This window comes from Stenotrophomonas sp. STEN014, assembly GCF_056760315.1.
Map to the genome: position 1 here is coordinate 396755 of NZ_JBRREN010000002.1, position 22812 is coordinate 419566.

At 65.9% G+C, this 22812-nt stretch carries 17 protein-coding genes; 9 read left to right on the forward strand and 8 right to left on the reverse strand.

Annotated elements, in window-relative coordinates; translation table 11 throughout:
- Positions 1–145 precede the first annotated feature (145 nt).
- Entirely contained in the window at positions 146–1318 is a 1173-nt protein-coding gene (locus ACVOMC_RS04560; RefSeq protein ID WP_481522973.1) for a DmpA family aminopeptidase, read from the forward strand.
- Between the two features lie 97 nt (positions 1319–1415).
- Positions 1416–2453, forward strand: coding sequence for a class A beta-lactamase (bla, locus tag ACVOMC_RS04565; RefSeq protein ID WP_481522974.1), 1038 nt, complete (start codon positions 1416–1418; stop codon positions 2451–2453).
- Between the two features lie 14 nt (positions 2454–2467).
- On the opposite strand, the gene ACVOMC_RS04570 is transcribed toward bla, so the two are convergent.
- Positions 2468–3586: a helix-turn-helix transcriptional regulator gene (locus ACVOMC_RS04570; RefSeq protein ID WP_481522975.1), complete on the reverse strand. Its 1119-nt coding sequence runs from the start codon at positions 3584–3586 to the stop codon at positions 2468–2470.
- Positions 3587–3844: 258 nt separating this feature from the next.
- On the opposite strand from ACVOMC_RS04570, the gene ACVOMC_RS04575 reads away from it, so the two are divergent.
- The gene (locus ACVOMC_RS04575) at positions 3845–4867 is read left to right on the forward strand and encodes an N-acetyltransferase DgcN family protein (protein ID WP_481522976.1); all 1023 of its coding nucleotides are present in this window, start codon (positions 3845–3847) and stop codon (positions 4865–4867) included.
- Positions 4868–4874: 7 nt separating this feature from the next.
- Positions 4875–5852, forward strand: coding sequence for an N-acetyl-D-Glu racemase DgcA (dgcA, locus tag ACVOMC_RS04580; RefSeq protein WP_481522977.1), 978 nt, complete (start codon positions 4875–4877; stop codon positions 5850–5852).
- 54 nt (positions 5853–5906) lie between these two features.
- Here the strand turns inward: dgcA and ACVOMC_RS04585 are convergent, their stop codons facing one another.
- Complete coding sequence (locus tag ACVOMC_RS04585) at positions 5907–6893, reverse strand: serine hydrolase domain-containing protein (RefSeq protein WP_481522978.1); 987 nt, start codon at positions 6891–6893, stop codon at positions 5907–5909.
- 253 nt (positions 6894–7146) lie between these two features.
- Positions 7147–7557, reverse strand: coding sequence for a hypothetical protein (locus tag ACVOMC_RS04590; protein WP_481522979.1), 411 nt, complete (start codon positions 7555–7557; stop codon positions 7147–7149).
- On the opposite strand from ACVOMC_RS04590, the gene ACVOMC_RS04595 reads away from it, so the two are divergent.
- A complete protein-coding gene (locus ACVOMC_RS04595) occupies positions 7550–10429 on the forward strand; it encodes a TonB-dependent receptor plug domain-containing protein (protein WP_481522980.1) in 2880 nt (959 codons plus the stop codon). The two genes, ACVOMC_RS04590 and ACVOMC_RS04595, sit on opposite strands and share 8 nt — an antisense overlap.
- Positions 10430–10475: 46 nt before the next feature.
- Here the strand turns inward: ACVOMC_RS04595 and ACVOMC_RS04600 are convergent, their stop codons facing one another.
- A complete protein-coding gene (locus ACVOMC_RS04600; RefSeq protein ID WP_481522981.1) occupies positions 10476–12239 on the reverse strand; it encodes a peptide MFS transporter in 1764 nt (587 codons plus the stop codon).
- A gap of 57 nt (positions 12240–12296) precedes the next feature.
- Positions 12297–13448: an acetyltransferase domain-containing protein gene (locus ACVOMC_RS04605; protein ID WP_481522982.1), complete on the reverse strand. Its 1152-nt coding sequence runs from the start codon at positions 13446–13448 to the stop codon at positions 12297–12299.
- Positions 13449–13637: 189 nt separating this feature from the next.
- On the opposite strand from ACVOMC_RS04605, the gene ACVOMC_RS04610 reads away from it, so the two are divergent.
- The 4 genes from ACVOMC_RS04610 to ACVOMC_RS04625 all read left to right on the forward strand — a co-directional run bounded on the left by ACVOMC_RS04610 (position 13638) and on the right by ACVOMC_RS04625 (position 20728).
- Entirely contained in the window at positions 13638–15605 is a 1968-nt protein-coding gene (locus ACVOMC_RS04610) for an OPT family oligopeptide transporter (RefSeq protein ID WP_481522983.1), read from the forward strand.
- Positions 15606–15852: 247 nt separating this feature from the next.
- The gene (locus ACVOMC_RS04615; RefSeq protein WP_481522984.1) at positions 15853–17919 is read left to right on the forward strand and encodes a S9 family peptidase; all 2067 of its coding nucleotides are present in this window, start codon (positions 15853–15855) and stop codon (positions 17917–17919) included.
- A gap of 161 nt (positions 17920–18080) precedes the next feature.
- On the forward strand, positions 18081–19331 hold the full coding sequence (locus ACVOMC_RS04620; RefSeq protein ID WP_481522985.1) for a DUF819 family protein: 1251 nt from the start codon (positions 18081–18083) through the stop codon (positions 19329–19331).
- A 140-nt stretch (positions 19332–19471) separates the two neighbouring features.
- Positions 19472–20728: a DUF819 family protein gene (locus ACVOMC_RS04625; protein WP_481522986.1), complete on the forward strand. Its 1257-nt coding sequence runs from the start codon at positions 19472–19474 to the stop codon at positions 20726–20728.
- Between the two features lie 81 nt (positions 20729–20809).
- On the opposite strand, the gene ACVOMC_RS04630 is transcribed toward ACVOMC_RS04625, so the two are convergent.
- The 3 genes from ACVOMC_RS04630 to ACVOMC_RS04640 all read right to left on the reverse strand — a co-directional run bounded on the left by ACVOMC_RS04630 (position 20810) and on the right by ACVOMC_RS04640 (position 22794).
- On the reverse strand, positions 20810–21013 hold the full coding sequence (locus tag ACVOMC_RS04630; RefSeq protein WP_481522987.1) for an XVIPCD domain-containing protein: 204 nt from the start codon (positions 21011–21013) through the stop codon (positions 20810–20812).
- An 80-nt stretch (positions 21014–21093) separates the two neighbouring features.
- Positions 21094–22023: a Tle-like phospholipase domain-containing protein gene (locus ACVOMC_RS04635; RefSeq protein ID WP_481522988.1), complete on the reverse strand. Its 930-nt coding sequence runs from the start codon at positions 22021–22023 to the stop codon at positions 21094–21096.
- Between the two features lie 21 nt (positions 22024–22044).
- On the reverse strand, positions 22045–22794 hold the full coding sequence (locus ACVOMC_RS04640) for an ankyrin repeat domain-containing protein (RefSeq protein ID WP_481522989.1): 750 nt from the start codon (positions 22792–22794) through the stop codon (positions 22045–22047).
- Positions 22795–22812: the final 18 nt, after the last annotated feature.

Genomic DNA, 22812 nt, shown 5'->3' on the forward strand with positions numbered 1-22812 from the left:
TCCCGATGCGACATCGCATCGTGGCCGGCAGTATCCCGAGGGTGGTTGTGGACGTATCGGCACCGCCTGCAACGCCGCTCGGGCGGCGGGCTTGCTGTAACGTGGCCGCCGACGCGGTAACTCTCTGGCTGGAGGTCGTTGAACGATGAAGTGCTGGTCCCTGCTTTTACTTGCCTTGGCTGCCGGCAACGCGGCGGCGGTTGCCGACAGTACAGAGCCACGGCCGCGCGCGCGCCAGGCCGGGGTCGTCATCGGCACGCTGCCGACCGGGCCGTTGAACGCGATCACTGACGTGGCCGGGGTCGCTGTCGGCCATGCGACATTGACGGAAGGCACCCGTCTGCACACCGGTGTCACCGCGATCCTGCCGCATGCCGGAAACGTCTACCGGCAGCGGGTACCGGCGGCGATCGTGGTCGGCAACGGTTACGGCAAGTTGGCCGGCATCACCCAGGTGCAGGAACTGGGCGAACTGGAGACGCCGATCCTGCTGACCGGCACCTTGAGCACCTGGAAAGTGGCCGATGCGACGGCGGACTGGCTGCTGCGCCAGCCGGGCATGGAGCAGGTACGCTCGATCAACCCGGTGGTGGGCGAAACCAACGACGGTTATCTCAGCGACATCCGCGCGCGGCCGTTGACGCCGGCGCTGGTCGAGCAGGCACTGAGCGGAGCATCGACCGGTGCGGTCGAGGAGGGCGCGGTCGGTGCCGGTGCCGGTACGGTCGCATTCGGCTGGAAGGGCGGGATCGGCAGCAGTTCGCGTCATCTGCCTGCGGGCGATGGCGGCTATACCGTGGGCGTGCTGGTGCAGAGTAACTTCGGCGGCGAGCTGACCATCGCCGGGGTGCCGGTCTGGAAGGTGTTGCCGGATCCGGCCGAGTACGCGCGCAGCCAGGCCAATCCGCCGCCGAGTACCGGCGATGGCAGCATCATGATGGTGGTGGCCACGGACGCCCCGCTGGATGCGGCGCAGCTGCAGCGGCTGGCGCATCGCGCGCTGGTCGGGCTGGCGCGGACCGGCTCGGTGATGTCCAACGGTTCGGGCGACTACGTCATCGCCTTCTCCACCGCCAGGGAAAACCGGCGTGATCCGGAAGTCGCAGTGCAGCCGGCGCGCAGCCTTGCCGGCGAGGCGATGTCGCCCCTGTTCCAGGCCGCGGCCGAGGCGACCGAGGAAGCCATCGTCAATTCGCTGTTCCGCGCCCGCACGGTGCACGGCCACCGCGGGACCGCCGGGGCACTGCCGCTGCAACCGGTGTTGGAGGCGGTGCGCCGCGCCCGGCAGCCCGTGCCGGCTGCCCCTGTTTCGCCCTAACCGCCGCGTCCGCGCGGTTGGTGAGCCAACCCCGGTGACACTCCGTAGCAGCGGCCATACCGGTGCTGCGGTATTTGCCGTATGAGAGAGAGTGAGAATGCGCAAGTTGCAAGGTTCCGTAGTACGTCGTGGTTGGCGCTGGTGCCCGGCACTGTTGCTGGGGTTGGCGCTGTCGCTGTCCAGTTCGATCGCCATTGCGGCGGCCCCTGCCGCGGCCGGCCTGCAGCAGGAACTCGACCGCCTGGTGGCGGGATTCGACGGCTCGGTTGGCGCCTATGTGCTTGATCTGCGCAGCGGGCGCAGTGCGCAGGTCAATGGCGACAGCGGCTTTCCGATGGCCAGCACGGTCAAAGTGCCGGTGGCGGTGCATATCCTGGCGCTGGTGGATGAGGGCGCGCTGGGGCTGCAGCAGCAGGTGCTGCTGGAAGAGGGCGATATCTATCCGTCGATGGGCGGTCCGCTGGACATCCATCTGTCGCCGGGCTCGGCCATCACCGTCCGCGATCTGCTGCACATGATGCTCACCGTCAGCGACAACAACGCCACCGACATCCTGATCCGTCTGGGCGGCGGCCCGGCGGCGGTGGATGCGCGCATGCGCGCGCTGGGCGTGCAGGGTATCCGTGTGGACCGCTACATCTGGGAGATGCTCTCGCACTACATGGGCGCGCTGGAGGTATCCGCCGCCAAGCCGATCAGTCCGTCCGACTACGCCCGGCTGGATGCGCAGGAGCGCAGCGACGCGGAAAAACGCCGCTACCTTGCGCTGTACAACGGCGATCCGCGCGATACCGGTACGCCGGCGGACATGGCGATGCTGCTGCGCAAGATATGGAACGGCGGGGCACTCAAGCCGGCCACCACCGCGGTACTCAAGCAGATCCTGCTGGATTGCCGCACCGGTCCGGGACGGCTCAAGGGCATGCTGCCCGAGGCCACGCCGGTGGCGCACAAGACCGGCACGGTCGGTGATGTGATCAACGATGTGGGCGTGGTCACGCTGCCCGATGGCAAGGGCGAGGTGGTGGTGGCGGTGTTCCTGAAATCGGGACTGGGCGACCAGGCCAGGGACCGGCAGATCGCGCAGATCGCGCGCGCCGCGCACGACTACTTCCTGTTCACCGCCGCCGACTGACGCCGCCCGCCGGCTCAGTTGAGCAGCCGCGCCAGCTGCGTGCGGTTGTCGATATCGAGCTTGCGGAAGATCGAACTGATCTGGCACTCGATGGTCTTGCGCGAGCGGCACAGCTGGTCGGCGATGGCGTCGTTGCGCAGTCCGGTGGCCACCAGCAGTGCCACTTTCCGCTCGCTGGGTGAAAGGCGCTCCAGCACCGGCAGGGCGTTGGACGCCGGTGGCGCTTCCAGCTCCAGCTCCGGCGCCGCGCTCTGCGCGGTGAGGATGAGCAGGTGCTGGGCGTGACCGCGGGAGTTGCCGGGCGCGGAGCTCAGTTGCAGATGCAGGCGTTCACCGCTGAGCACGGGGTGCTCCAGGGTCAAGCTGGCGCGGTTGCCGGGTGGCGCGGCGGTGGCTGGCAGGTCCTGCATCCAGCGGCGCAGCGGCGCCTCGATCGCCCGTGGCAGATGTCCATCGCGATCGGAGTCGGCGCTCCAGCGCCGGCACAGGCGGCTGGCCTCGCGTGACAGGAACGCAGGCAGCAGATTTTCATTGACCAGCACCGCGGCCAGCGGCAGTTGGTGCAGCAGATCGGCGACGGCGCGGTGGTGCAGGCGCTCCGATTCCAGGGCGCGGATACGCTGCAGGCCAGCCTCGAGCAGCGGATACAGCTCGGCAAGGAAGCCCAGCTCCGCCCCGCCCAGATCCTCGGGGGCAATGTGCAGGCGGATGCTCAGCACCGCTTCCAGACGGGTGCCGTCCCAGAACGCCAGGTGGATGAAGTCGCGCCAGCCGGGCGTGGGGTTCTGTGCGCGCAGCCGCTCCGGCGCATCGGCGTCCTGCGAGGCGATCTGCGAGAACGTATAGCTGCGGATCAGCGGATTGGCATCCAGATACGGCGCGGCCACTTCCAGGCTGTTGACCAGGCGGGTGCCGTCGTCGGCGGCACTGTTCAGGTGATGCCTGCCTTCGAGCGGCTGGTAGCCGTCGATATTGGACAGCAGGCTGCAGGAGTGGCAGGGCAGTGCGGTGTCGATCAGTGCCGCACAGGCCTGCCATAGCGCGCCCATGTCCAGCGCCCTGACCAGGGCGGCGCGGGCTTGGATCATCTGGTCCGGCGGATGCGAGCAACAGGGCACATCGACAATCAACATGGTGTCTCCTGCAGGAAGGGCGTGTCCGCCTGTGGCGCGGCGGAATGTTGCCCGGATCTGTTTAGCAATGGCCCCGGAATGTGACAAGTGCGGGAGGGACGGGGCGGACTGGCCGAATATCCGGGTTTTTCCTGATTACCGGGCGCTGGCGCTGTGGTCGAATGGCGGCTGTTGCAGACCGTTCGAACAGGAGAGCAGAGGCCATGGCGATGCGCGAGCGCGGTGTTGATCACGGGTCGGGAGCACAGGGGTGATGCCATGAGCCAGACCTTTGCGCAGGTGGAACTGCACACGCCCTATCTGCTTTTCCTGGGGGAGGAAACCAATCCGCTCAAGGCCAAGACGGCCTTTGGTCTGCGCGACTGGGCGGCGGAAAGCTGCATCGGGCAGACGCGCCTGCCGGGCGGCACGATCGACCTGGGCCTGCCGGAAATGACCCTGGCGGCCGCGGCCACCGCCGGCGCGCGCTCGCTGCTGATCGGGGTGACGCCGGTGGGCGGACGCATTCCCGCGCACTGGGCGCCGCTGCTGATCGCCGCGGTCGAGGCCGGGCTGGAGATTGTCAGTGGCCTGCACACCGCGCTGGAATCGGTGCCGGGGTTGGCGCTCGCCGCCCGGCGCGCCGGCGTCCGGTTGATGGATGTGCGCCGGCCACCGGACGATCTGCCGCGGGCCACCGGCAAGCGCCGCAGCGGCAAGCGCGTGGCGATGGTCGGTACCGACTGTGCGCTGGGCAAGAAGTACACCGCACTGGCGCTGGCCCGGGCGATGCGCGGGCAGGGCATCGATGCCGATTTCCGCGCCACCGGCCAGACCGGGATCATGATCGCCGGTGCCGGCATCGCTGTGGATGCGGTGATCGCCGATTTCATCGCCGGTGCGGCCGAATGCATCTCGCCGGCGGCCGCCGACGACCACTGGGATCTGATCGAAGGCCAAGGCTCGCTGTTCCATCCGGCCTATGCCGGCGTCACCCTGGGGCTGCTGCACGGCTCCCAGCCTGACCGCCTGATCCTGTGCCACGACCCGCAACGTACGCATCTGGTGAGCTGGCCGGACTACGCGGTGCCGGAGCTGGCGGTGGCGCGTGACCTGTATCTGCAGGCCGCGCGGCTGACCAATCCCGGTGCACGGCTGGTGGGGGTGAGTCTGAACACCTTCGGGATGGACGAGGCCGCGGCGCAGCAGGCGCTGGCGCAGGCCGAGCGTGCGCTGGAAGTGCCGGCATTCGATCCGATGCGCAGCCCGCTGCAGCGGGCCGTCGCTGCGATCCTGGGTTGAGGGCGGCATGACGCGCACGCTGCATGCCAGGTCTCATGCCTGGAAACTGAAAGAACCTTTCGCCATCGCCCGCGGGGTCCGCAGCGAGGCGCAGGTGGTGATTGTCGAACTGCACGAGGATGGCGTGACCGGGCATGGCGAGGCCGGTGGTGTCGCCTATCACGGCGAAACCCCGGCAAACATGCTGGCGCAGATCGAACAGGTGCGTGCGCAAGTCGAGGGCGGTTGCGACCGCCAGCAGCTGTTGCAGCTGTTGCCGGCCGGTGGCGCGCGGCACGCGCTGGATGCGGCGCTTTGGGATCTGGAGGCGCGGCGCAGCGGCGTGCCGGTGTGGCAGCGTGCCGGCCTGCGCCAGTGGAAGCCGGTGGACAGCGCGGTGACCATCGGCATCCGCGATATTGCCGGTTACGAGGCCGCCGCGCGTGCACGTGCCGACTACCCGTGGCTCAAGGTCAAGGTCGGCAAGGGCTCGCCGCTGGAGGCCGTGGCGGCGGTGCGCAGCGGTGCGCCGCACGCGCGGCTGATCGTTGATGCCAACCAGGCGTGGAGCATCGAAGAGCTGCGCCAGTATGTGCCGGCCTTGCTGCCCTATGGCGTGGACCTGCTCGAACAGCCGGTCGCGGTGGCGCACAGCGCGGCGCTGGCCGGTTATGACGGTGCGATCCCGGTCTGTGCCGATGAGGCGCTGTCGACGCTGGAGGATCTGCCGCAGCTGGTCGGACGCTACCAGTTCGTCAACATCAAGCTGGACAAGACCGGTGGCCTGACCGCCGGACTGGAGCTGGCCCATGCGGCGCGGGCGGCCGGCTTCCGCCTGATGGTGGGCTGCATGCTGGGCGGATCGGTCTCGGTCGCGCCGGGCATGGTGCTGGCGCAGCTGTGCGAAGTCTGTGACCTGGATGGCCCGTGGTTGCAGGCCGAGGACTGGGACAACGGCATCGTCTATCAGCACGGTCGGATGAGTCTGCCGACGCTCTGGGGGTAGCCCTTTACCGGCGGCCGGTTGCGATTGCGGCAACCGGCCTTCGCCCGGGCACGGTCAGTCCTGCGCGCTGGACCAGTCCACCGCCGGATAATCGCCTTCACCGAAAAAGCGCCGCAGCACCTGCTTGTAGGTGGCCGGCCCGTTGTCGCTGTTGGTGAACAGCGCGATGCTGTCGCCGCTGCGCGGGTCGAGCATGAACAACGCCTTGAAGCCGGGGTTGTCGCCCCAGTGCCAGGCCAGTGGCCGGTTGTTGGCGTTCTGCAATCCCACTCCCAGTCCCCAGTCGATGAACGGATCGGCCGCACTGGGCGTGTCGGTGTCGTCGGCATTGCTGGACGCGGTGAACATCAGCGCATGCGTGGCCGGTTGCAGGCCTTCGCCGCGATACAGCGCACGCTGGAGGAAGTGGTGGTAGTCGCGCGCGGTGGTCACCAGCGTCCAGGCCGTGTTCTCCCAGCCGAATACGCGGTCGTGTTCGGGCGTGCCGTCCTTGCCGTGACCACGGGCCTTGCGCTCGTCAAAAGCGTGATCGGTCATGAAGTGGCTGCTGGGCATATCGAAACGCGCGAACACCTCCTGCGTTGCCAGCTGTTCCCAACGCTTTCCGGTGAGGTGCTCAAGCGTGCGCTGCAGCAGGTAGAAGCCTTCGCCGGAATAGCCGAAACGTGCGCCGGTGGCGAACCGGTTCTGCAAGGGCGTCTGGTCGATAGCCGGATTGGACGGGGAGATCTGCCAGTTCGGCAGGCCGCTGGTGTGGTCGAGCACCCTGCGTGCGGTGATGGTGCGGGCCTGGGGATTGTCCTTGATTCGCTCCGATGGCCAGTAGTTCCACAGCGGCGTGTCCAGATCGATCGTGCCGGCATCGGCCAGCCGCAGCGTGATGTAGGCGCCGATCACCTTGGACAGCGATGCGGCCTGGAATACGGTCTCGTCGGTGACCGGCGCGGGGGCGTCGTTGCGCATCACGCCGTGGCAGTACAGCGTGGCGGCGCCATTGTGCGCGTAGACCAGCTGCGCACCGGGAACCCCCTGCGAGCGCATTGTCTGGCGAAACTCTTCGAGCGCCGCATCCGTATCCCGGGTGTCAGTGCCACCCGGCACGCCGTCGCATCCGTGGACGGACAGTACTTGCGCTGTCTGTGGCTGGGAGTGCGCGGCTGCTGTTGCAAGCAGCGCCAGTGCAAGAACGGCCGAACGTGAGGTGTGGATCTTCATCTGCTCCCCGGTGTGGTTCGAATGACGCGATGGACGTGGTGGCATGCCGTTCAAGAGCGGTACCGGCAGCGCGATGCCGTCAGCTGGCGAGCGAAAACCATACCGCATCCATGCAGCAGGAAAAGGCTTTCGCGAGGTGATATTCGCGCCGCAGCGGCAGTGGTTGCGATGACGCTGGAGGCGCGAGCAAAGGCTGCTTGCGCGACGCGAAGAATCGGGGTTTTTTCCGATGCGCCGGACAGGTTTCCGCGCCTAGCATCGCTGCCATGTTCCGAGGAACGGCTCCCCGACAGGCGCCGCGCCGGCCGCTTCCGCGCGCCACGGACATTCTCCGGTTCCGCAACGCCAACGCTGCGATGCAGTGCGCGTCGCCCGATGGCCTGCAAAGGCGAGGAGCCGGGTAGTTCTTCAGGAAGTTGATCGTTGCCGCTGTAGCGCCATCCAACCGATCCATGTCGAGCAACCGGGGAGACGAATACATGATGTCCATTGGCACCCATCCTTTGCCGCGCTGTCGCCTGGGAGCGGCGATCCTTCTGTCGCTGGCCCTTCCGGCAACCGCGTGGGCGGGAGCTGGCGTGGCGCAGGATGCCGGTGGTGCTGTTTCATCGGCCGACGCCAGCACGGCGCCGGCGGCCAGGACCCTGGACAAGGTCGAGGTCACCGGTTCGCGCATCAAACGCGCCGAGGTCGAGGGGCCGTCGCCGGTAGTGGTGATCACCGCCGAGGACATCAAGAAGCAGGGCTACAGCACGGTGGCCGAGGCATTGCAGACGCTGACCCAGTTCAATGGCGACGTGGTCGGTGGCGAGTTCAACGCCAGCTCCACCCAGCCGGATGCCTCGTTCCTCAACCTGCGCGGCCTGGGGGTCGGCTATCAGCTGATCCTGCTCAACGGCAAGCGCATGACCGAGTACGCGGCCAGCTCCGGTGCGGCCTCGACCGGGGTGAGCGTGGGCAGCATTCCGGCGGTGGTGGTGGAACGCATCGAGGTGCTCAACGGTGGCGCCTCGGCCATCTATGGTTCCGATGCCGTGGCTGGGGTGGTCAACATCGTCACCCGTGACAACTGGGATGGCACCCATCTGCGCATCCGTGGTGGCACCACCAGCCACGGTGGCGGAGACACCGGGCAGTTGCAGTTCAGCGGTGGCAAGACCTGGGAGCGCGGCAATGTCACCTATGCGTTCGAACAGCTCAATCGCGAGCCGGTCTTCTCCTGGCAGCGCGGCAACATCATCCGCACCGGCATGAACGCGCCGGGCAACGCCGGCACCGATCGCCCCACCTTCGGGCTGGACAGCGCGCTGATGGATGGCGGTTACAACGACTACTACTGGCTGGCCAGCAGCGGCCAGCTGGTCTATTCCGGCGATCTGGATCCGGCCGCGGCCGCGGCGGCGCTGGAACACACCTGCCGCAACATGGGCAAGAACTACTTCCCGATGTACGGCTCCTCCAGCAGCATGCTTCCCTACAGCTGCGGCAACGCCAACTATTACGACGGCGACACCCTGGCCAACAAGTACAACAAGACCTCGGCCTATGTGTCGGGCCACTACCGCTTCGGCGACGCGCTGGAAGGCTACGGACAGCTGCTGGTGCAGCGCTCCCGCAGCGAGGCCGCACACCGCACCAGCATGTACCTGTACAACGCTGGCAGCGCCTATGACGTGAACATCGGCCAGTTCGAGTACTGGCGCGCGCTGGATCCCAACGACATCGGCGGCGCGCCGATGCGGCTCTGGAACGAAACCACGCTCAGTGCGAACGTCGGCGTGCGCGGCACGCTCGCCGAACGCTTCGACTGGGATGCCAGCCTCAGCCTGTCGCGCGATGAAATGAAAAGCAGCTGGAAGCAGCTGATCACCGACCGGGTCAACCGCTTTCTGTTCGGCGAACGGGTGGGCGAGGTCGATGGCGCGCCGCTGTACCGGATCGACCCGACGGTGCTGTTCGGAAAGATCACCCCGCAGCAGTACACGGCAATGACCGACACCCTGCACAACCGCAATCTGTCGCAGACCTCGCAGGCGCAGCTGGTGGTCAGTGGGCCGCTGCTGACCTTGCCGGCCGGCGAGGTGGAGATGGCCGCGGTGCTGGAGGCCTCGCATTCCAAGTACGAGCTGGGTCCGGACCGCCGCAGCGTGAGCACCTACGAGGGCGCCGACCGCACGTTCAATTTCACCGGTGTCGCCGGCGGTGGCCCCCGCGACCGCTACGGCGCCGGTGTCGAGTTCCGCGTGCCGCTGCTGCAGCGGCTGGTGGCCAACGTCGCCGGTCGCTGGGACAAGTACGACGACATCTCCGATGTCGGTGACGCCACCACCTGGCAGGCCAGCCTGGAGTGGCGGCCGCTGGACAGTCTGCTGCTGCGCGCCAGCCGCCAGACCAGTTTCATGGCGCCGAACATCATGTGGCTGTATGGCGAGCCGGTCACCAATTACGACGACTATGTCACCAACTACTATCAATGCCGTCTTGATGGTCTGGATCTGACCACCACGGCCGGACTGACCCGGTGCGGCATCGATTACCACCAGGGCGCGTGGTACGTGGAAGGCGGCAACAACCGTCGCCTGCACGAGGAGACCGCCACCTCCAACGGGCTGGGCATCGTCTGGGATATCAGCCAGGGGCTGTCGCTCAGCGCCGACTACTGGGACATCAGGCTCAAGGGCAAGAGCCAGTATCTGGATACGGCGACCTTGATGAGCGAGAACGCCAACTGCCTGCTGGGCAAACGCGTGGACGGCACGCCGGTCGATCCGGCCTCCGCTGCCTGCGCGATCTATCTGGATTACGTCAAGCGCGATGCGGCCGGCAACGTCACCGAGTATTTCCTCGATGCGATCAACCAGGCCGGCATCCGCACCAGCGGTGTCGATGCGAGCCTGCGCTATGCCTGGGATGGCGGGCGCTGGGGCAGTTTCAGCGTCAACGCCGGTTACAGTCGCACCCTGCGCTACGACGTGCAGGTGGCCGCCGGTGATCCCTGGCAGGACTACATGGGCTGCTCCTACTCCTCCACCTACAGCTGCGGCAGCCAGCCGCTGGCGTTCCGCAGCCGCACCAACTGGACCCTGGGCTGGAACCGGGAGGACTGGTCCGGGAGCATCTATGGCTACCGCAACGGCGCGCGGGTGAACTACCAGGCCACCGGCTACCTGCCCTCGTACGTGCAGTGGAACGCGAGCGTGTCGAAGAAGATCACCGACAACGTGCGCCTGGGCGTGGATGTGACCAATCTGTTCGACCAGTACGGGCCGAAGGATTCGACCATGACCTGGTACCCGTTCTACCAGAACATCTACGGCATCCAGGGCCGCGCGGTCTACGTGAACCTGGATATCGATTTCTGATTCTGGAAGCCGCGTGGCCTGCCGCCGTGGCAGGCCACGCAATGGCTCACTTCACCCCGTGCATCATCCGCTTCAGCAGCGGCGAGGCCAGCAGGGCCACCGCCGCGCAGCCCAGTCCGATCCACATCAGCAGCCAGAACAGGTGTTCATAGCGGGCGGCGGCCTGGACCAGATCCATCACCTCGCCCTCGGGCACGTCGATGGCGGCGAGCTTGCCGAACAGGGCGGCCAGCGTCTCGGAAAACGCGGTGGCCAGGAACCAGGTGCCCATCATCAGGCTGACCACACGCGGCGCGGCCAGCTGGGTGACGGCCGACAGGCCGACCGGTGACAGGCACATCTCGCCGCTGGCGAGCACGAAATAGGCCAGCACCAGCCACCACACGCTGGCCATCTGCCCGGTGGCGCCCACCTGCTGCGCCGCCAGCGCCAGCGGCACGAACGACAGCGCGCCCAGCACCAGTCCGTAGGACGACTTCAGCGGCTTGGACGGATCCAGCCCGCGCCGGTCCAGCCAGGCCCACAGGCTGGCGAACAGCGGTGCCAGCAGCACCAGGAACAGGCCGCCCAGATAGGTCAGCGAGCCGGCGTTCTGAGGCAGCACCAGACAGTCGCGCACCAGCATCACCAGCATGGCCACGGCGATCACCGCAAACAGCATGCGCGGCGCATTGGAGCCGGGATTGCGGTCCGACAGCCGTACCGCCAGCACGAAGCCCAGCGGCGCCAGCAGCAGCGAGAGGATCGACCACGGCATCGGCGTGCCGCCCTGGATCACCAGCGCCGGCACCAGATCCTTGGTCAGCAGACGGTCGGTGAAGGTCACCCAGGAGCCGTAGGTCTGCTCGTACAGGGTGAAGAACACCAGCGCCATGAAGATCAGCACCATCAGCGCGATCATCTGCTGGCGCTGTACCGGCGTGCACTGGGTGCCGGTGAACCAGGCAAACCAGACCAGCACCGCACCGAGCACCACGATCATCAGCATCAGCGCCAGGCTCAGCTCGCCGCCGAGAGCGAAGGCGCCATTGGCCGCGGCCCACATCAGCGCGGCCACCGGCACGATGCCGACAATCGCCGCGGCGTAGATCAGCCATTCGCGCGGTAGGCCCAGCACGCGTTCGCGCAGGGTCGCCGGTTGCGGCGGTTCGGCGTGGCCGTGCAGGTATTTCTGCCCCCACACGAACATACCCAGGCCGACCAGCATGCCGATGCCGGCCGCGCCGAAGCCGTACTTCCAGCCGTAGGCCTCACCGAGGAAGCCGCAGACCAGCGAGGCGAACAGCGCGCCGAGGTTGATTCCGGCATAGAACAGCGAGAAGCCCGAATCCCGGCGCGGATCGTTTTCCGGATACAGCTTGCCGACGATGGTGGAGATGTTGGGCTTGAGGAAGCCCACGCCCATGATGATCAGCGCCAGCGACAGGTAGGTCACGCCCAGCGCAGCCTCGTCGCGGACCACTTCGCCGGCCACCCGGTGCGCGGCGTGGCCCTCGAAGGCCATGCCGGCGTGGCCCAGCACCAGCAGGATTCCGCCGAACACCACCGCCTTGCGCATGCCCAGCCAGCGGTCGGCCAGCAGGCCGCCGAACACCGGGATGCAGTAGACCAGGCCACCATAGGCGCCCAGCAGGTCCAGGCCGGCCTTGTCGCCGAACAGGTGGTATTTGGTCAGGTACAGCAGCAGCAGCGCTTTCATGCCGTAGAAGGAGAAGCGCTCCCACATCTCGGTGAAGAAGCAGACGTAGACGCCCTTGGGGTGGCCGAGGAAGTCGTCGGAGCGGGCGTCGTTCAGGGCAGTTGCGGTCATCGGTGGTGCCGGGTGGGACAGCGGCCGAGTATAGGACCGCTGCCCCGTGCTGCGTGCTCAGAGGTAGCGCAGCCAGGCCAGATCACGACGGCGTGCCTTGAAGCGGGCAAAGGCACGGGTGGCGGGATAGAGCAGCACCGCCAGCACGGTGCTGATCAGCAGCACGGCTGACATCGCCTCGACACCGAAGTAGGGGCCGTGGTTCGCGCCCCAATACGCCATCGCCGCCACATACAGCAGTTTCAGTACATACAGGTGCAGCAGGTAGAAGAACATCGGCGCCGCGCCGATCGATGCCAGTGGCTGCAGCCATGCCGCGATGCGGGGTTGCTCGTACAGGCGCAGCAGCAACAGGCCGATACCCAGCGTCAGCAGCAGGAACTGCAGCGAAGGCGGGTACTTGGTGACATTGAGCAGGCTCATCAGCGTCAGTCGGGCGTCGGCGAAGTGCAGCCACGGATGGTCGCCGTAGACATTGGCGGCACGCAGCAGCACGAAGCCGACCAGCATCGCCATGCCGGTGAGCAGCAGCCAGCGCTGGCGCTGCGACGCCGCGCGGTTGCTGGCATACCACGGGCCGAGCACATAGCCCAGGACAATCACGCCGATCCACGGCAACACCGGGTATGACGTGCGCAGCCGCCGGGCGTCGCCCAGTTCGATCCAGTCGCGCTGGTGCAGGATCTTCCAAAGTGTTGCTAGCACGCCATTGCCCTGGGCCTGAAGCGGATCAAGCAGGTTGTGCCCGGCAATGATGACCACCGCTAGGGCCAACAGCAGCTTGCGCGGCAGCCACAGCAGGCCGGCCAGCGCGATCATGCTCAGCCCGATCGCCCAGATCACCTGCAGGTAGAGCGTGCTGGGCGGGAACTGGAAGGTCCAGGCGAAATTGACCAGGGTCAGCTCCAACACCACCAGAAACAGGCCGCGCTTGAGCAGGAACGCGGCGGTGGCGCGTCGCGGGTCGGGCTGGCGCTGGCCGTACAGCCATGCCGACAGGCCGGTAAGCAGCACGAATACCGGGGCACACAGATGGGCCAACAGGCGGAAGCTGAACAGGACGGGCGAAACCGAGCCCACGTCCATCGGGTCGTTGACCTGATGATGCAGATAGAAGGTCTCGCGGACATGGTCGATCAGCATCAGCAGCATCACTGTGCCGCGCAGCTGGTCGATGGAGGCCAGGCGGGTGATCAGTACAGGGGGCATAGGCGGACTTTTCTGAAAAGATATAACATAACATATGGTGCCGGGGCGGGCGATTTTGCCGATATGGCGCACAGAACATGCGGATTCATGGGATTGCAGCTGTGCAGGGCGGCAGCGCTGCGTTCAGACTGGACTTGCCGTTAAGCCAGCGTTAGCGTGAAGCGGTTTTTTGCCATTCAAGGGCTTTACATGAACAACGCTGCGCCTCGGCAGCTCACCTTCCGCGCGGTGGTGCTTGCCATCGTGCTGGCGGTGATCCTGTCCGCTGCCAACGCCTATCTGGGGCTGTTCGCAGGTCTGACCATCGCCACCGCCATTCCCGCCGCCGTGATTTCGATGGGCGTGCTGCGCCTGCTCGGTGGCGGCACCATCCTGGAAAACAACATCGTCCAGACCGGCGCCTCGGCCGGCTCGTCGATCGCCGCCGGTGTGATCTTCACCATCCCGGCACTGGTGATCATGGGCTACTGGCCGGACTTCAAGTACTGGTGGGTGCTGGGCATTGCCGGTCTGGGTGGCCTGCTGGGCGTGCTGTTCTCGGTGCCGCTGCGGCGCTCGATGATCGTCGAGGACCCGCTGCCGTTCCCCGAAGGCAAGGCCGCCGCCGAAGTGCTCAAGGCCGGCGAGAACCCGGGCCCGGGGCTGAAGATCCTCGCCCTGTCGGCGGTGATCGGCGCCGGGGTCAAGGTCGCCGCGGTCAGCGGCATGCGCCTCATCCCCGATACTTGGGCGCAGTCGGCCTATCTCGGCAGCTCCAAGGTCACCGCCTTCATCGGCACCAACCTGTCGCCGGCCCTGCTGGGCGTGGGCTACATCGTCGGCCTGAATGTGGGCATCGTGGTGCTGTCCGGCGCCATCCTGTCCTGGCATATCGCCATTCCGCTGTATCAGGCGTTCTTCGTGAACACCGATCCGGCGCTGGCCGCGCAGATCGCCACCGCGTCCTCGGCCGAGGCGGCTTTCGCCATCTGGGGCGCCAAGATCCGCTATCTGGGCGTCGGCGCGATGCTGATCGGCGGAATCTGGACGCTGTTCTCGCTGCGCAAGTCGCTGCTCAACGGCGTCAAGAGCGGCTTTGCGGCCGCCCGCAAGAGCAGTGGCCCGGCGCTGGACCACACCGAGCGCGACCTGCCGATGAAGTGGATGCTCATCGCGCTGGTCGCCTTCGTGCTGCCGCTGCTGGGCCTGTACCAGGCCATCGTCGGCCAGTGGCTGGTGTCGATCCCGATGACCCTGATCATGATTGTCGCCGGCTTCCTGTTCGTGTCGGTCTCGGCCTATCTGGCCGGGCTGATCGGTTCGTCCAACAACCCGGTTTCGGGCATCACCATCTCCACCATCCTGTTCGCCTCGGCGGTGCTGGTGGTGCTGCTGGGAGATTCCGGTCTGGAGAAGGTGGGCGTGGGAGGCGCACCGCTGGGCGCGGTGGCCGCGATCATGATCGGCGCGGTGGTTTGCTGCGCCGCCGCGGTTGGGGGTGACAACCTGCAGGACCTGAAGGCCGGTTACATCGTCGGTGCCACGCCGTGGAAGCAGCAGCTGATGCTGGGCATCGGCGCGTTCTCCTGCGCGCTGATCATGGCGCCGGTACTGAACCTGCTGGCCACCGCCTACGGTATCGGTGCGCCGACTGCCGAGCATCCCAATGCGCTGGCGGCGCCGCAGGCCAACCTGATGGCCTCGGTGGCCCGCGGCCTGTTCGGCGGCGACCTGCCGTGGCTGTTCATCGCGATGGGCGCGGCAGTGGGGGCGGTGATCATCGCCATCGACGAATGGCTGAAGAAGACCGGCAAGCGTTTCCGCGTGCCGGTGCTGGCCGCGGCCATCGGCATCTACCTGCCGCTGGAGCTGATGGTGCCGATCTTCCTCGGTGGCCTGATCTCCCACCTGGTGGAGCGGTTCCACAAGGTCCGTGCCGACGATGAAGCCGGCCGCGACCGCGTGCACAAGCCGGGCGTACTGTTTGCCGCCGGCCTGATCACCGGTGAGGCGCTGATGGGTATCGCCATCGCCGTCCCGATCGTGATCACCGAGCGGGCCGATGTGCTGGCCGTGCCGGTGCAGTTGCCGGCCGCGCAGTGGATCGGCCTGGCGGTGCTGGCCGTGGTCGGCTGGCTGATCTACCGGGTGGGCAAGCGTGCCGAAGGCGCGCTGTAAGCAGCCTTTCCGCTGAAGGCGTGCCGCCTTCGCCGTGTGCCTCTCCGGAAGAACGGAGAGGGATAGCAGAGCCGCCCTCCGGGGCGGCTTTGTTTTGGGCGACCTGCAGCAACCGGGCGCTACTGCGAAACCGGCCCCGGCCCGCTTTGCGTTTCACGGTGGTTGGCCGGGCATGACTTCAAGCCTTTGCCACGGGCGGACCGGGGCGCCTACCATCGGCGTTTGCCGTTTTCTTTCGGAGATGCCCATGAAGCTTCGTCACGCCCTGTTGCCGTTGTGCCTGCTTGCTGCGTTGCCCTCGCTGGCCAATGCACGCGGATTTGAAGTCCGCGACATGGTCAAGCTGGACCGGGTGTCCGCTCCGTTGCTGACCGGCAACGGCGCGCAGGTGGTATTCACCAAGCGCGTGGTCGATGCCGACCTGAAGGCCAGCAGCAGCCTGTGGATCCGTGACCTGCGCACGCGCGATCTGGCGCCGCCTCGCCCGTTCACCCCGGAAGGCTGGAACGTCAATTCCGCCTCGGTCTCCGCCGATGGCCAGACCGTGTATTTCCTCAGCGGCAAGCACGGCAGCCAGCAGCTGTACGCGATGCCGCTGGCCGGTGGCGCGCCGCGCCAACTGACCGACTTCCCGGTGGATGTGGACAGCTACCGCATCTCGCCGCAGGGCGACCGCGTGCTGTTCAGCACCGGCGTGTTCCAGGACTGCGGTTCGGACCTGGCCTGCACCAGCAAGCGCCTTGACGCCGAGAAGGCGAAGAAGACCAGCGGGCAGGTGTTCGACAGCATGTTCGTGCGTCATTGGGACACCTGGAATGATGGCCGCCGCAATACCTTGTTCGTTGCGCCGCTGCCGGCCGCCGGTGCGGCGCCGGTGAAGGGTGCCTCGGCGATCAGCGCCACGCTGGCAGGCGATGCGCCGTCCAAGCCGTTTGGCGGCAATGAGGATTTCGTCTGGTCGCCCGATGGCAAGTCGGTGGTGGCCAGCATCCGCGTTCAGGGCAAGCAGGAGCCGTGGTCGACCAACTTCGACCTGTACCGGCTCGATGCCGCCGGCAAGAAGGCACCGGTCAACCTGACCGCCGCCAACCCGGCCTGGGATGCCGGCCCGGTGTTCAGTGCCGACGGCAAGACCCTGTTCTACCGTGCGATGAAGCGCCCGGGCTTCGAAGCGGACCGCTTCGGCCTGATGGCGCTGGATCTGGCCAGCGGCAAGACCCGTGAGATCGCGCCCGATTGGGATAGAAGCGCCGATGGCATCGTACTTTCGGATGACGGTGAAAGGATCTACACCACCGCGCAGGACATGGGTGAACACCCGTTGTTCACTATCGAGATCCAGAGCGGCGAAGCGCGCAAGATCGTCGGAGACGGCAGCGTTTCGGCGTTCGATATGGTCGGTCGGACGTTGGTGCTTTCGCGCAATACCTTGAAGTCCGGTGACGTGATTTATGCCACTGCCGATGACGTCGGGGCGACATTGCGCGCGATCACTCCCAGCGCCGGCGAAATGCTCGAAGGCGTGGACTTCGGCGACTTCGAGCAGTTCTCGTTCAAGGGCTGGAACGACGAGACCGTGCACGGCTACGTGGTCAAGCCGCACAACTACGAGGAAGGCAAGCAGTACCCGGTGGCGTTCCTGATCCACGGCGGCCCGCAGGGCAGCTTCGGCAACGGCTGGAGCTACCGCTGGAATCCGCAGACCTATGCCGGCCAGGGCTACGCGGTGGTGATGATCGATTTCCACGGCTCCACCGGCTACGGCCAGGCCTTCACCGATGCGATCAGCCAGCACTGGGGCGACCGCCCGCTGGAAGACCTGCAGAAGGGCTGGGCCGCGGCGCAGCAGAAGTACCGCTTCCTCAACGGCGACAAGGCCTGTGCGCTGGGCGCCAGCTACGGCGGCTTCATGGTCAACTGGATCGCCGGCAACTGGAATGAGCCGTGGAAGTGCCTGGTGAACCACGACGGTGTGTTTGACCAGCGCGCCATGGGCTATGCCACCGAAGAACTGTGGTTCACCGAGTGGGAGCAGGGCGGCACCCCGTACGACGTGCCGCAGAACTACGAGAAGTTCAACCCGGTCAACCATGTCGCCAACTGGAAGAAGCCGATGTTGGTGGTGCAGGGCCAGCTGGATTACCGCATCCCGGTGGAGCAGGGCCTGGCCACGTTCACCGCGCTGCAGCGTCAGGGTATCGAGTCCAAGTTCCTGTACTTCCCGGACGAGAACCACTGGGTGCTCAAGCCGCACAACAGCGTGCAGTGGCATGACACCGTCAACGGCTGGCTGAAGCAGCACATCGGCCAGTAACGTTGTACGCAAGGGCACGTCCACACGGACGTGCCCTTTTTTGTTCCCGCCCTCCTGGGCGGGAACTCTTCGGATTATTGGCAGGCGATGCCCAGAACCGCTGTTGGCGGTTTTGTGTGGGCGCCGGCGTGTCACGGCAAACAGGGGAGAACACGGCGATGGTGGCAGCGGCAACGGGCGCATTGATCAGCAACGACATCATCGTGTTCGGCCTGATCGCCGCCACGCTGGGCGGCATTTTCTGGAGCTCCAGCAGTACGCTGCCGCTGCTGAAGAAGTTCTACAGCTTCGTGCCCGCGTTGCTGCTGTGTTACTTCATTCCCGGCCTGTACAACACCTTCGGCCTGATCGATGGTGAAACCACCAAGCTCTACAACCCGGTCGCGCGCGATGTGTTCCTGCCCGCGGCGCTGGTACTGCTGACCCTGTCCATCGATCTGAAAGGCATCCTCGGCCTGGGTTGGAAGATGCTGGCCATGTACGTGGCCGCGGTGCTGAGCATCATGGGCGGGGCGCTGGTGGCGTTCTGGCTGATGGGCATCATCCATCCGGACACGGTGGCCGGCAGCACCTGGGGCGGTATGGCGGCGCTGGCCGGCAGCTGGATCGGCGGCGGTGCCAACATGCTGGCAATGAAAGAGATCTTCGAGGTCGATGCCACCACCTTCGGCCAGTTCGCGGTGGTCGATGTCGGCGTGGGCTATGTGTGGATGGCGGTACTGATCTTTTTCGCCGCGCGTGCGCCGGCGCTGGATGCGCGCTCCGGCGCCGATACCCGCGCGCTGGATGAGCTGCGTGACCGTGTGGCCAGTTACCAGGTCCGGCACGCGCGCATTCCCGTGCTCGGCGATCTGATGGTGATGGCGGGCGTGGCGTTCGGCGCGGTAGCGCTGGCCCATGGCCTGGCCGGCCCGCTGTCGGCCTGGTTCGCCGCCAACGTCAGCTGGTCCAGCGCAGTGAGCATGGACAAGCCGTTCGTGTGGGTGGTGCTGCTGGCCACGTTCGTCGGGCTGGGACTGAGCTTCACCCGCGCCCGTGAGCTGGAGGGCGTGGGCGCCTCCAAGTGGGGCTCGATGTTCCTGTACTTCCTGATCGCCTGTATCGGCATGCAGATGGATCTGCTGGCGCTGCTGCAGAAGCCGTGGCTGTTCGCCCTGGGCGTGCTGTGGATCGGCGTGCACATCGTGCTGCTGTGGCTGGCGGCCAAGCTGCTGAAGGTGCCGTTCTTCTATTTCGCCATCGCCTCGCAGAGCAATATCGGCGGGCCGGCCTCGGCGCCGGTGCTGGCCACCGCGTTCCATCCGGCGCTGGCGCCGGTCGGGGTGCTGCTGGGCACGCTGGGCTACGCGGTGGGCACCGGTGCGGCCTATGTGGTGGGGATCACCTTGCGGGCGATGGCGGGCGCCGGATGAGGCGCTGCGGGCACCGGGCCGGGTGAAGCGGCGCGTGGGCCCGGTAGCCCGCGCGGATGCATTGCATGCTAGGCTGGCGCCTCCTCGCCACGTTAGCCACGTGGCGTTTTTATTTCCCTTCGATCGACAGGAATGGCTGCATGCCGACCGAAATCAGCACCACTTTGATCACCAACGATATTGTCGGGCTTGGCCTGATCGCCGCCACACTGGGGCTGATCTTCCATCTGGCCAGCCGCCCTGACGGCTTCTGGCGGAAGTTCTTTACCTGGGTGCCGGCGCTGCTGCTGTGCTACTTCATTCCGGCCATCTACAACACCGCCGGGGTGATCGACGGCCACACCACCAAGCTCTACAACCCCATCGCGCGCGATGTGCTGTTGCCGGCGGCGCTGGTGCTGCTGACGCTGTCCATCGACCTGAAGGGCATCGCCCGGCTCGGCCCGAAGCTGCTGATCATGTTCGTCACCGGCACTGTGGGCATCATGCTCGGCGCGCTGGTGTCCTTCCAGGCGATGAAGCTGATCCACGCGCCCACCGTGGCCGGGGACACCTGGGCCGGCATGGCCGCCCTGGCGGGCAGCTGGATCGGCGGCGGCGCCAACATGGCCGCGATGCGCGAGACCTTCAACGTCGATGCCACCACCTTCGGCCAGTTCGCCGTGGTCGATGTGGTGTGTGCCAGCATCCTGCTGATGCCGGCCCTGATCTGGCTGGCCGGTCGGGCGCAGGGCATCGACGCACGCAATGGTGCCGACACCTCGGCCATCGACGACATGAAGCGTCGTATCGCCGATTACCAGACCAGGAGCGCGCGCATTCCGACCCTGACCGACCTGATGGTTATTGTCGGCGTCGGTCTGGGCATCGTCGGGGCGGCACATGCGCTGGCGGCGCCGCTGGCGACGTGGTGTGCGGCCAACATCAGCTTTGCCAAGCAGGCCTCGCTGGACAACCAGTTCGTCTGGGTGGTGATGCTGTCCACCTTCGCCGGTCTGGCGCTGAGCTTCACCCGCGCACGCGAGCTGGAAGCGGCCGGCGCTTCCAAGGTCGGCACGCTGTTCCTGTACTTCCTGATCGCCTGCATCGGTATGCAGATGGACCTGCTCTCGCTGTTGGAGCGTCCGTGGCTGTTCCTGCTGGGTGTGATCTGGATGGGTACCCACGTGCTGCTGCTGTACGTGGTCGGCCGCCTGCTGAAAGCGCCGATGTTCTTCCTGGCCATCGGTTCGCAGGGCAACGTCGGCGCCGCGGCTTCGGCACCGGTGGTGGCGGCGGCCTTCCATCCCAGCCTGGCGCCGGTGGGCGTGCTGCTGGGCACGGTCGGCTATGCCACCGGCACGGTGCTGGCCTACCTCACCGGACTGATGCTCAAGTGGATGGCCGGCGCGGCCTGAGTCGGCTGCCAGCGGCAGGAAACCCGGTCAAAAAGAAGGACAGCATCTGCTGTCCTTCTTTTTGGTGCTGCCGGTGTCAAATCAGCCCATCGCGAGATGCCGTCGACCGGGATCCGTTTCAATCACCGTGTCGGCCGGAACCGGGCTCTGGTGTTGCTGGAGCTGACGGATGCTGGCCTGCATCGGCAGGTCCATGGATGCCGCCAGATCAACAGTGCTGCGCCGATGTGTCGGGTCATGCAGTTCGCCTTGTACGCAGAACAGGCGATCTGCCTGAAGGACCACATGATCGATTCTGCCCCGCCCGTCCTCCGCGGAGCGTGCGGCGATACGTGCCGCGGTAACGAGGAAGGACAGGTCGTCTTTCAGGCCCAGCTTCTTTCGTTGGGGTCCAAGCTGGATATAACCGCATCTTCGAACAACCGATTCCCGACACTATTGGCCGATGCCGGGGCTTTGATTGCCTTGCCTTGTTCTGCATCGCGCAGCTGCTGCAGATCCAGCGAGTCCATCACCGAGGCGATGCCATGAAGATCCAGTCGATGCTTGAGCATCGCTCCCCGTACAAGGCGCTGGACAAAGGACAGAGGAGCGGGGTCGGGGAGTTCGATTCGATGATCAATGGCATCGGGTAGCGCCCATTTCAGCGGAATGCTGTCCTCCTGCAGATGCGTAAGCAGCTCGTTTTTGACGCTGTAGCTGCGAACCAGGCCCGCTGCCGCGTATTCCCTGGCCTTTGCGGGGTCGAATTCCAACCGTTGGAACGTGCGGTCATTGACGCCTGCGGAGTTGTAGGTGACTGCCGGTGTATCAGTGATCACGGCCCCGGCCGACACAAGTCCGCCTCTCAATGAGTGACCACTAAGCAGCAAGTCGCTTCCAAAGCGTTCACTGGCTTCGAAGGCGAGCTTGATTGCGGTGTCGTATTGCTTGGTCTGCAGCCCCATCCCTTGCCCGATGTTGTCCCTCCAGTCGAGCAGTTGGTCGGTGCCGCACATCGCGAGAACAACCTTGCCATCGGAAGTGCGATAGAAGCCAGCGTCGAAACCGGAGCGTCTGTCATGCAGCAGCGCGGTGTTTATTCCCCTTTGGATGAGTTCGGCGTCCTCTATGCGTTGCCAACCAGCGGGGAGCGAAACTGTTGTCGTGTGACTGTTGTTGTGGTGTTGCGCCGCCAGCTCATACAGGTCCTGCAAAACGAGCGGGAGCTCCAGATCCGCGCTCTTCGGCGAGGTGCCGCGCGCAGACAAGGAACTTGATGGGGATGGATCTGGTGAAGGTGCTTCCTGCTCCATGGCGCACTCCCAGGATCAACGTCAGTTTTCGAGTGCGACGTTGTGGGCAACCAGCCACCTTCTGACTTCCTCGCGGCCTGCTTTGCCTTTGCTGTTGAGCAAATGCTCGGGGGGCATGAAGAACGAGCGTTGGAATGTTTCCCCGCGGTTGTTCCGGACGGTTGGATCCACGCCTGCCGCCAACAGCTTCATTACGGTGTCAGCGTCGTTGGTTTGGGTGTGAAGCAGCGTGTTTCCAAGCTTGTCGCGGTGGGCGACATCGGCCCCCGCGCCAATCAGGAGATCGCGCTGTTCGTGCCGGCGATGCATCACTGCGCGGAACAAGGGTGTCCAGCCATTGCTCTGACGTTCCGGATCAATGGGCGCGCCATGTTCGAGCAGAGTCTCCAGATAGACCGGATCCTCCACCATCGCGGCCATATGCACGACCGTTTCGTCATCCATCCCGGTCAAGGAGGGATCTGCGCCGGCCTCCAGCAGCGCCGCGAGTGAAGCGGGCTTCTGGTTCCATATTGCCCATTCCAGCAGAGTCACATTGTGTGGGCCGCGGGCGGCCAGATCGGTGGTCGGTGCCAGTGCCTTTATCCGTGGGGTATCACCGTCAGCAACAGCATCGGCCAAAGGCTTTACGGCTGGATCGGTGAACGGAGTCTTGTGCTGGATGTCGGCTGCCACTCGAGCTTGCTCCTTTGCTGGAACCTGTATGTTTACGCATGAAGCCACCAGCAGCGAGGTGGCAATTGTCGCGATGACAGGGAGTTTTCTCTGCATTCCAGTTTCCTTTCCGGT

What these genes read in the sequence shown, in the direction of transcription:
- ACVOMC_RS04560 (WP_481522973.1), top strand. Translation starts at nt 146, where the DNA reads ATGAAGTGCTGGTCCCTGCTTTTACTTGCCTTGGCTGCCGGCAACGCG.
- bla (WP_481522974.1), top strand. Translation starts at nt 1,416, where the DNA reads ATGCGCAAGTTGCAAGGTTCCGTAGTACGTCGTGGTTGGCGCTGGTGC.
- ACVOMC_RS04570 (WP_481522975.1), bottom strand. Translation starts at nt 3,586, where the DNA reads ATGTTGATTGTCGATGTGCCCTGTTGCTCGCATCCGCCGGACCAGATG.
- ACVOMC_RS04575 (WP_481522976.1), top strand. Translation starts at nt 3,845, where the DNA reads ATGAGCCAGACCTTTGCGCAGGTGGAACTGCACACGCCCTATCTGCTT.
- dgcA (WP_481522977.1), top strand. Translation starts at nt 4,875, where the DNA reads ATGACGCGCACGCTGCATGCCAGGTCTCATGCCTGGAAACTGAAAGAA.
- ACVOMC_RS04585 (WP_481522978.1), bottom strand. Translation starts at nt 6,893, where the DNA reads ATGCGCTCGCAGGGGGTTCCCGGTGCGCAGCTGGTCTACGCGCACAAT.
- ACVOMC_RS04595 (WP_481522980.1), top strand. Translation starts at nt 7,550, where the DNA reads ATGTCCATTGGCACCCATCCTTTGCCGCGCTGTCGCCTGGGAGCGGCG.
- ACVOMC_RS04590 (WP_481522979.1), bottom strand. Translation starts at nt 7,557, where the DNA reads ATGGACATCATGTATTCGTCTCCCCGGTTGCTCGACATGGATCGGTTG.
- ACVOMC_RS04600 (WP_481522981.1), bottom strand. Translation starts at nt 12,239, where the DNA reads ATGACCGCAACTGCCCTGAACGACGCCCGCTCCGACGACTTCCTCGGC.
- ACVOMC_RS04605 (WP_481522982.1), bottom strand. Translation starts at nt 13,448, where the DNA reads ATGCCCCCTGTACTGATCACCCGCCTGGCCTCCATCGACCAGCTGCGC.
- ACVOMC_RS04610 (WP_481522983.1), top strand. Translation starts at nt 13,638, where the DNA reads ATGAACAACGCTGCGCCTCGGCAGCTCACCTTCCGCGCGGTGGTGCTT.
- ACVOMC_RS04615 (WP_481522984.1), top strand. Translation starts at nt 15,853, where the DNA reads ATGAAGCTTCGTCACGCCCTGTTGCCGTTGTGCCTGCTTGCTGCGTTG.
- ACVOMC_RS04625 (WP_481522986.1), top strand. Translation starts at nt 19,472, where the DNA reads ATGCCGACCGAAATCAGCACCACTTTGATCACCAACGATATTGTCGGG.
- ACVOMC_RS04635 (WP_481522988.1), bottom strand. Translation starts at nt 22,023, where the DNA reads ATGGAGCAGGAAGCACCTTCACCAGATCCATCCCCATCAAGTTCCTTG.
- ACVOMC_RS04640 (WP_481522989.1), bottom strand. Translation starts at nt 22,794, where the DNA reads ATGCAGAGAAAACTCCCTGTCATCGCGACAATTGCCACCTCGCTGCTG.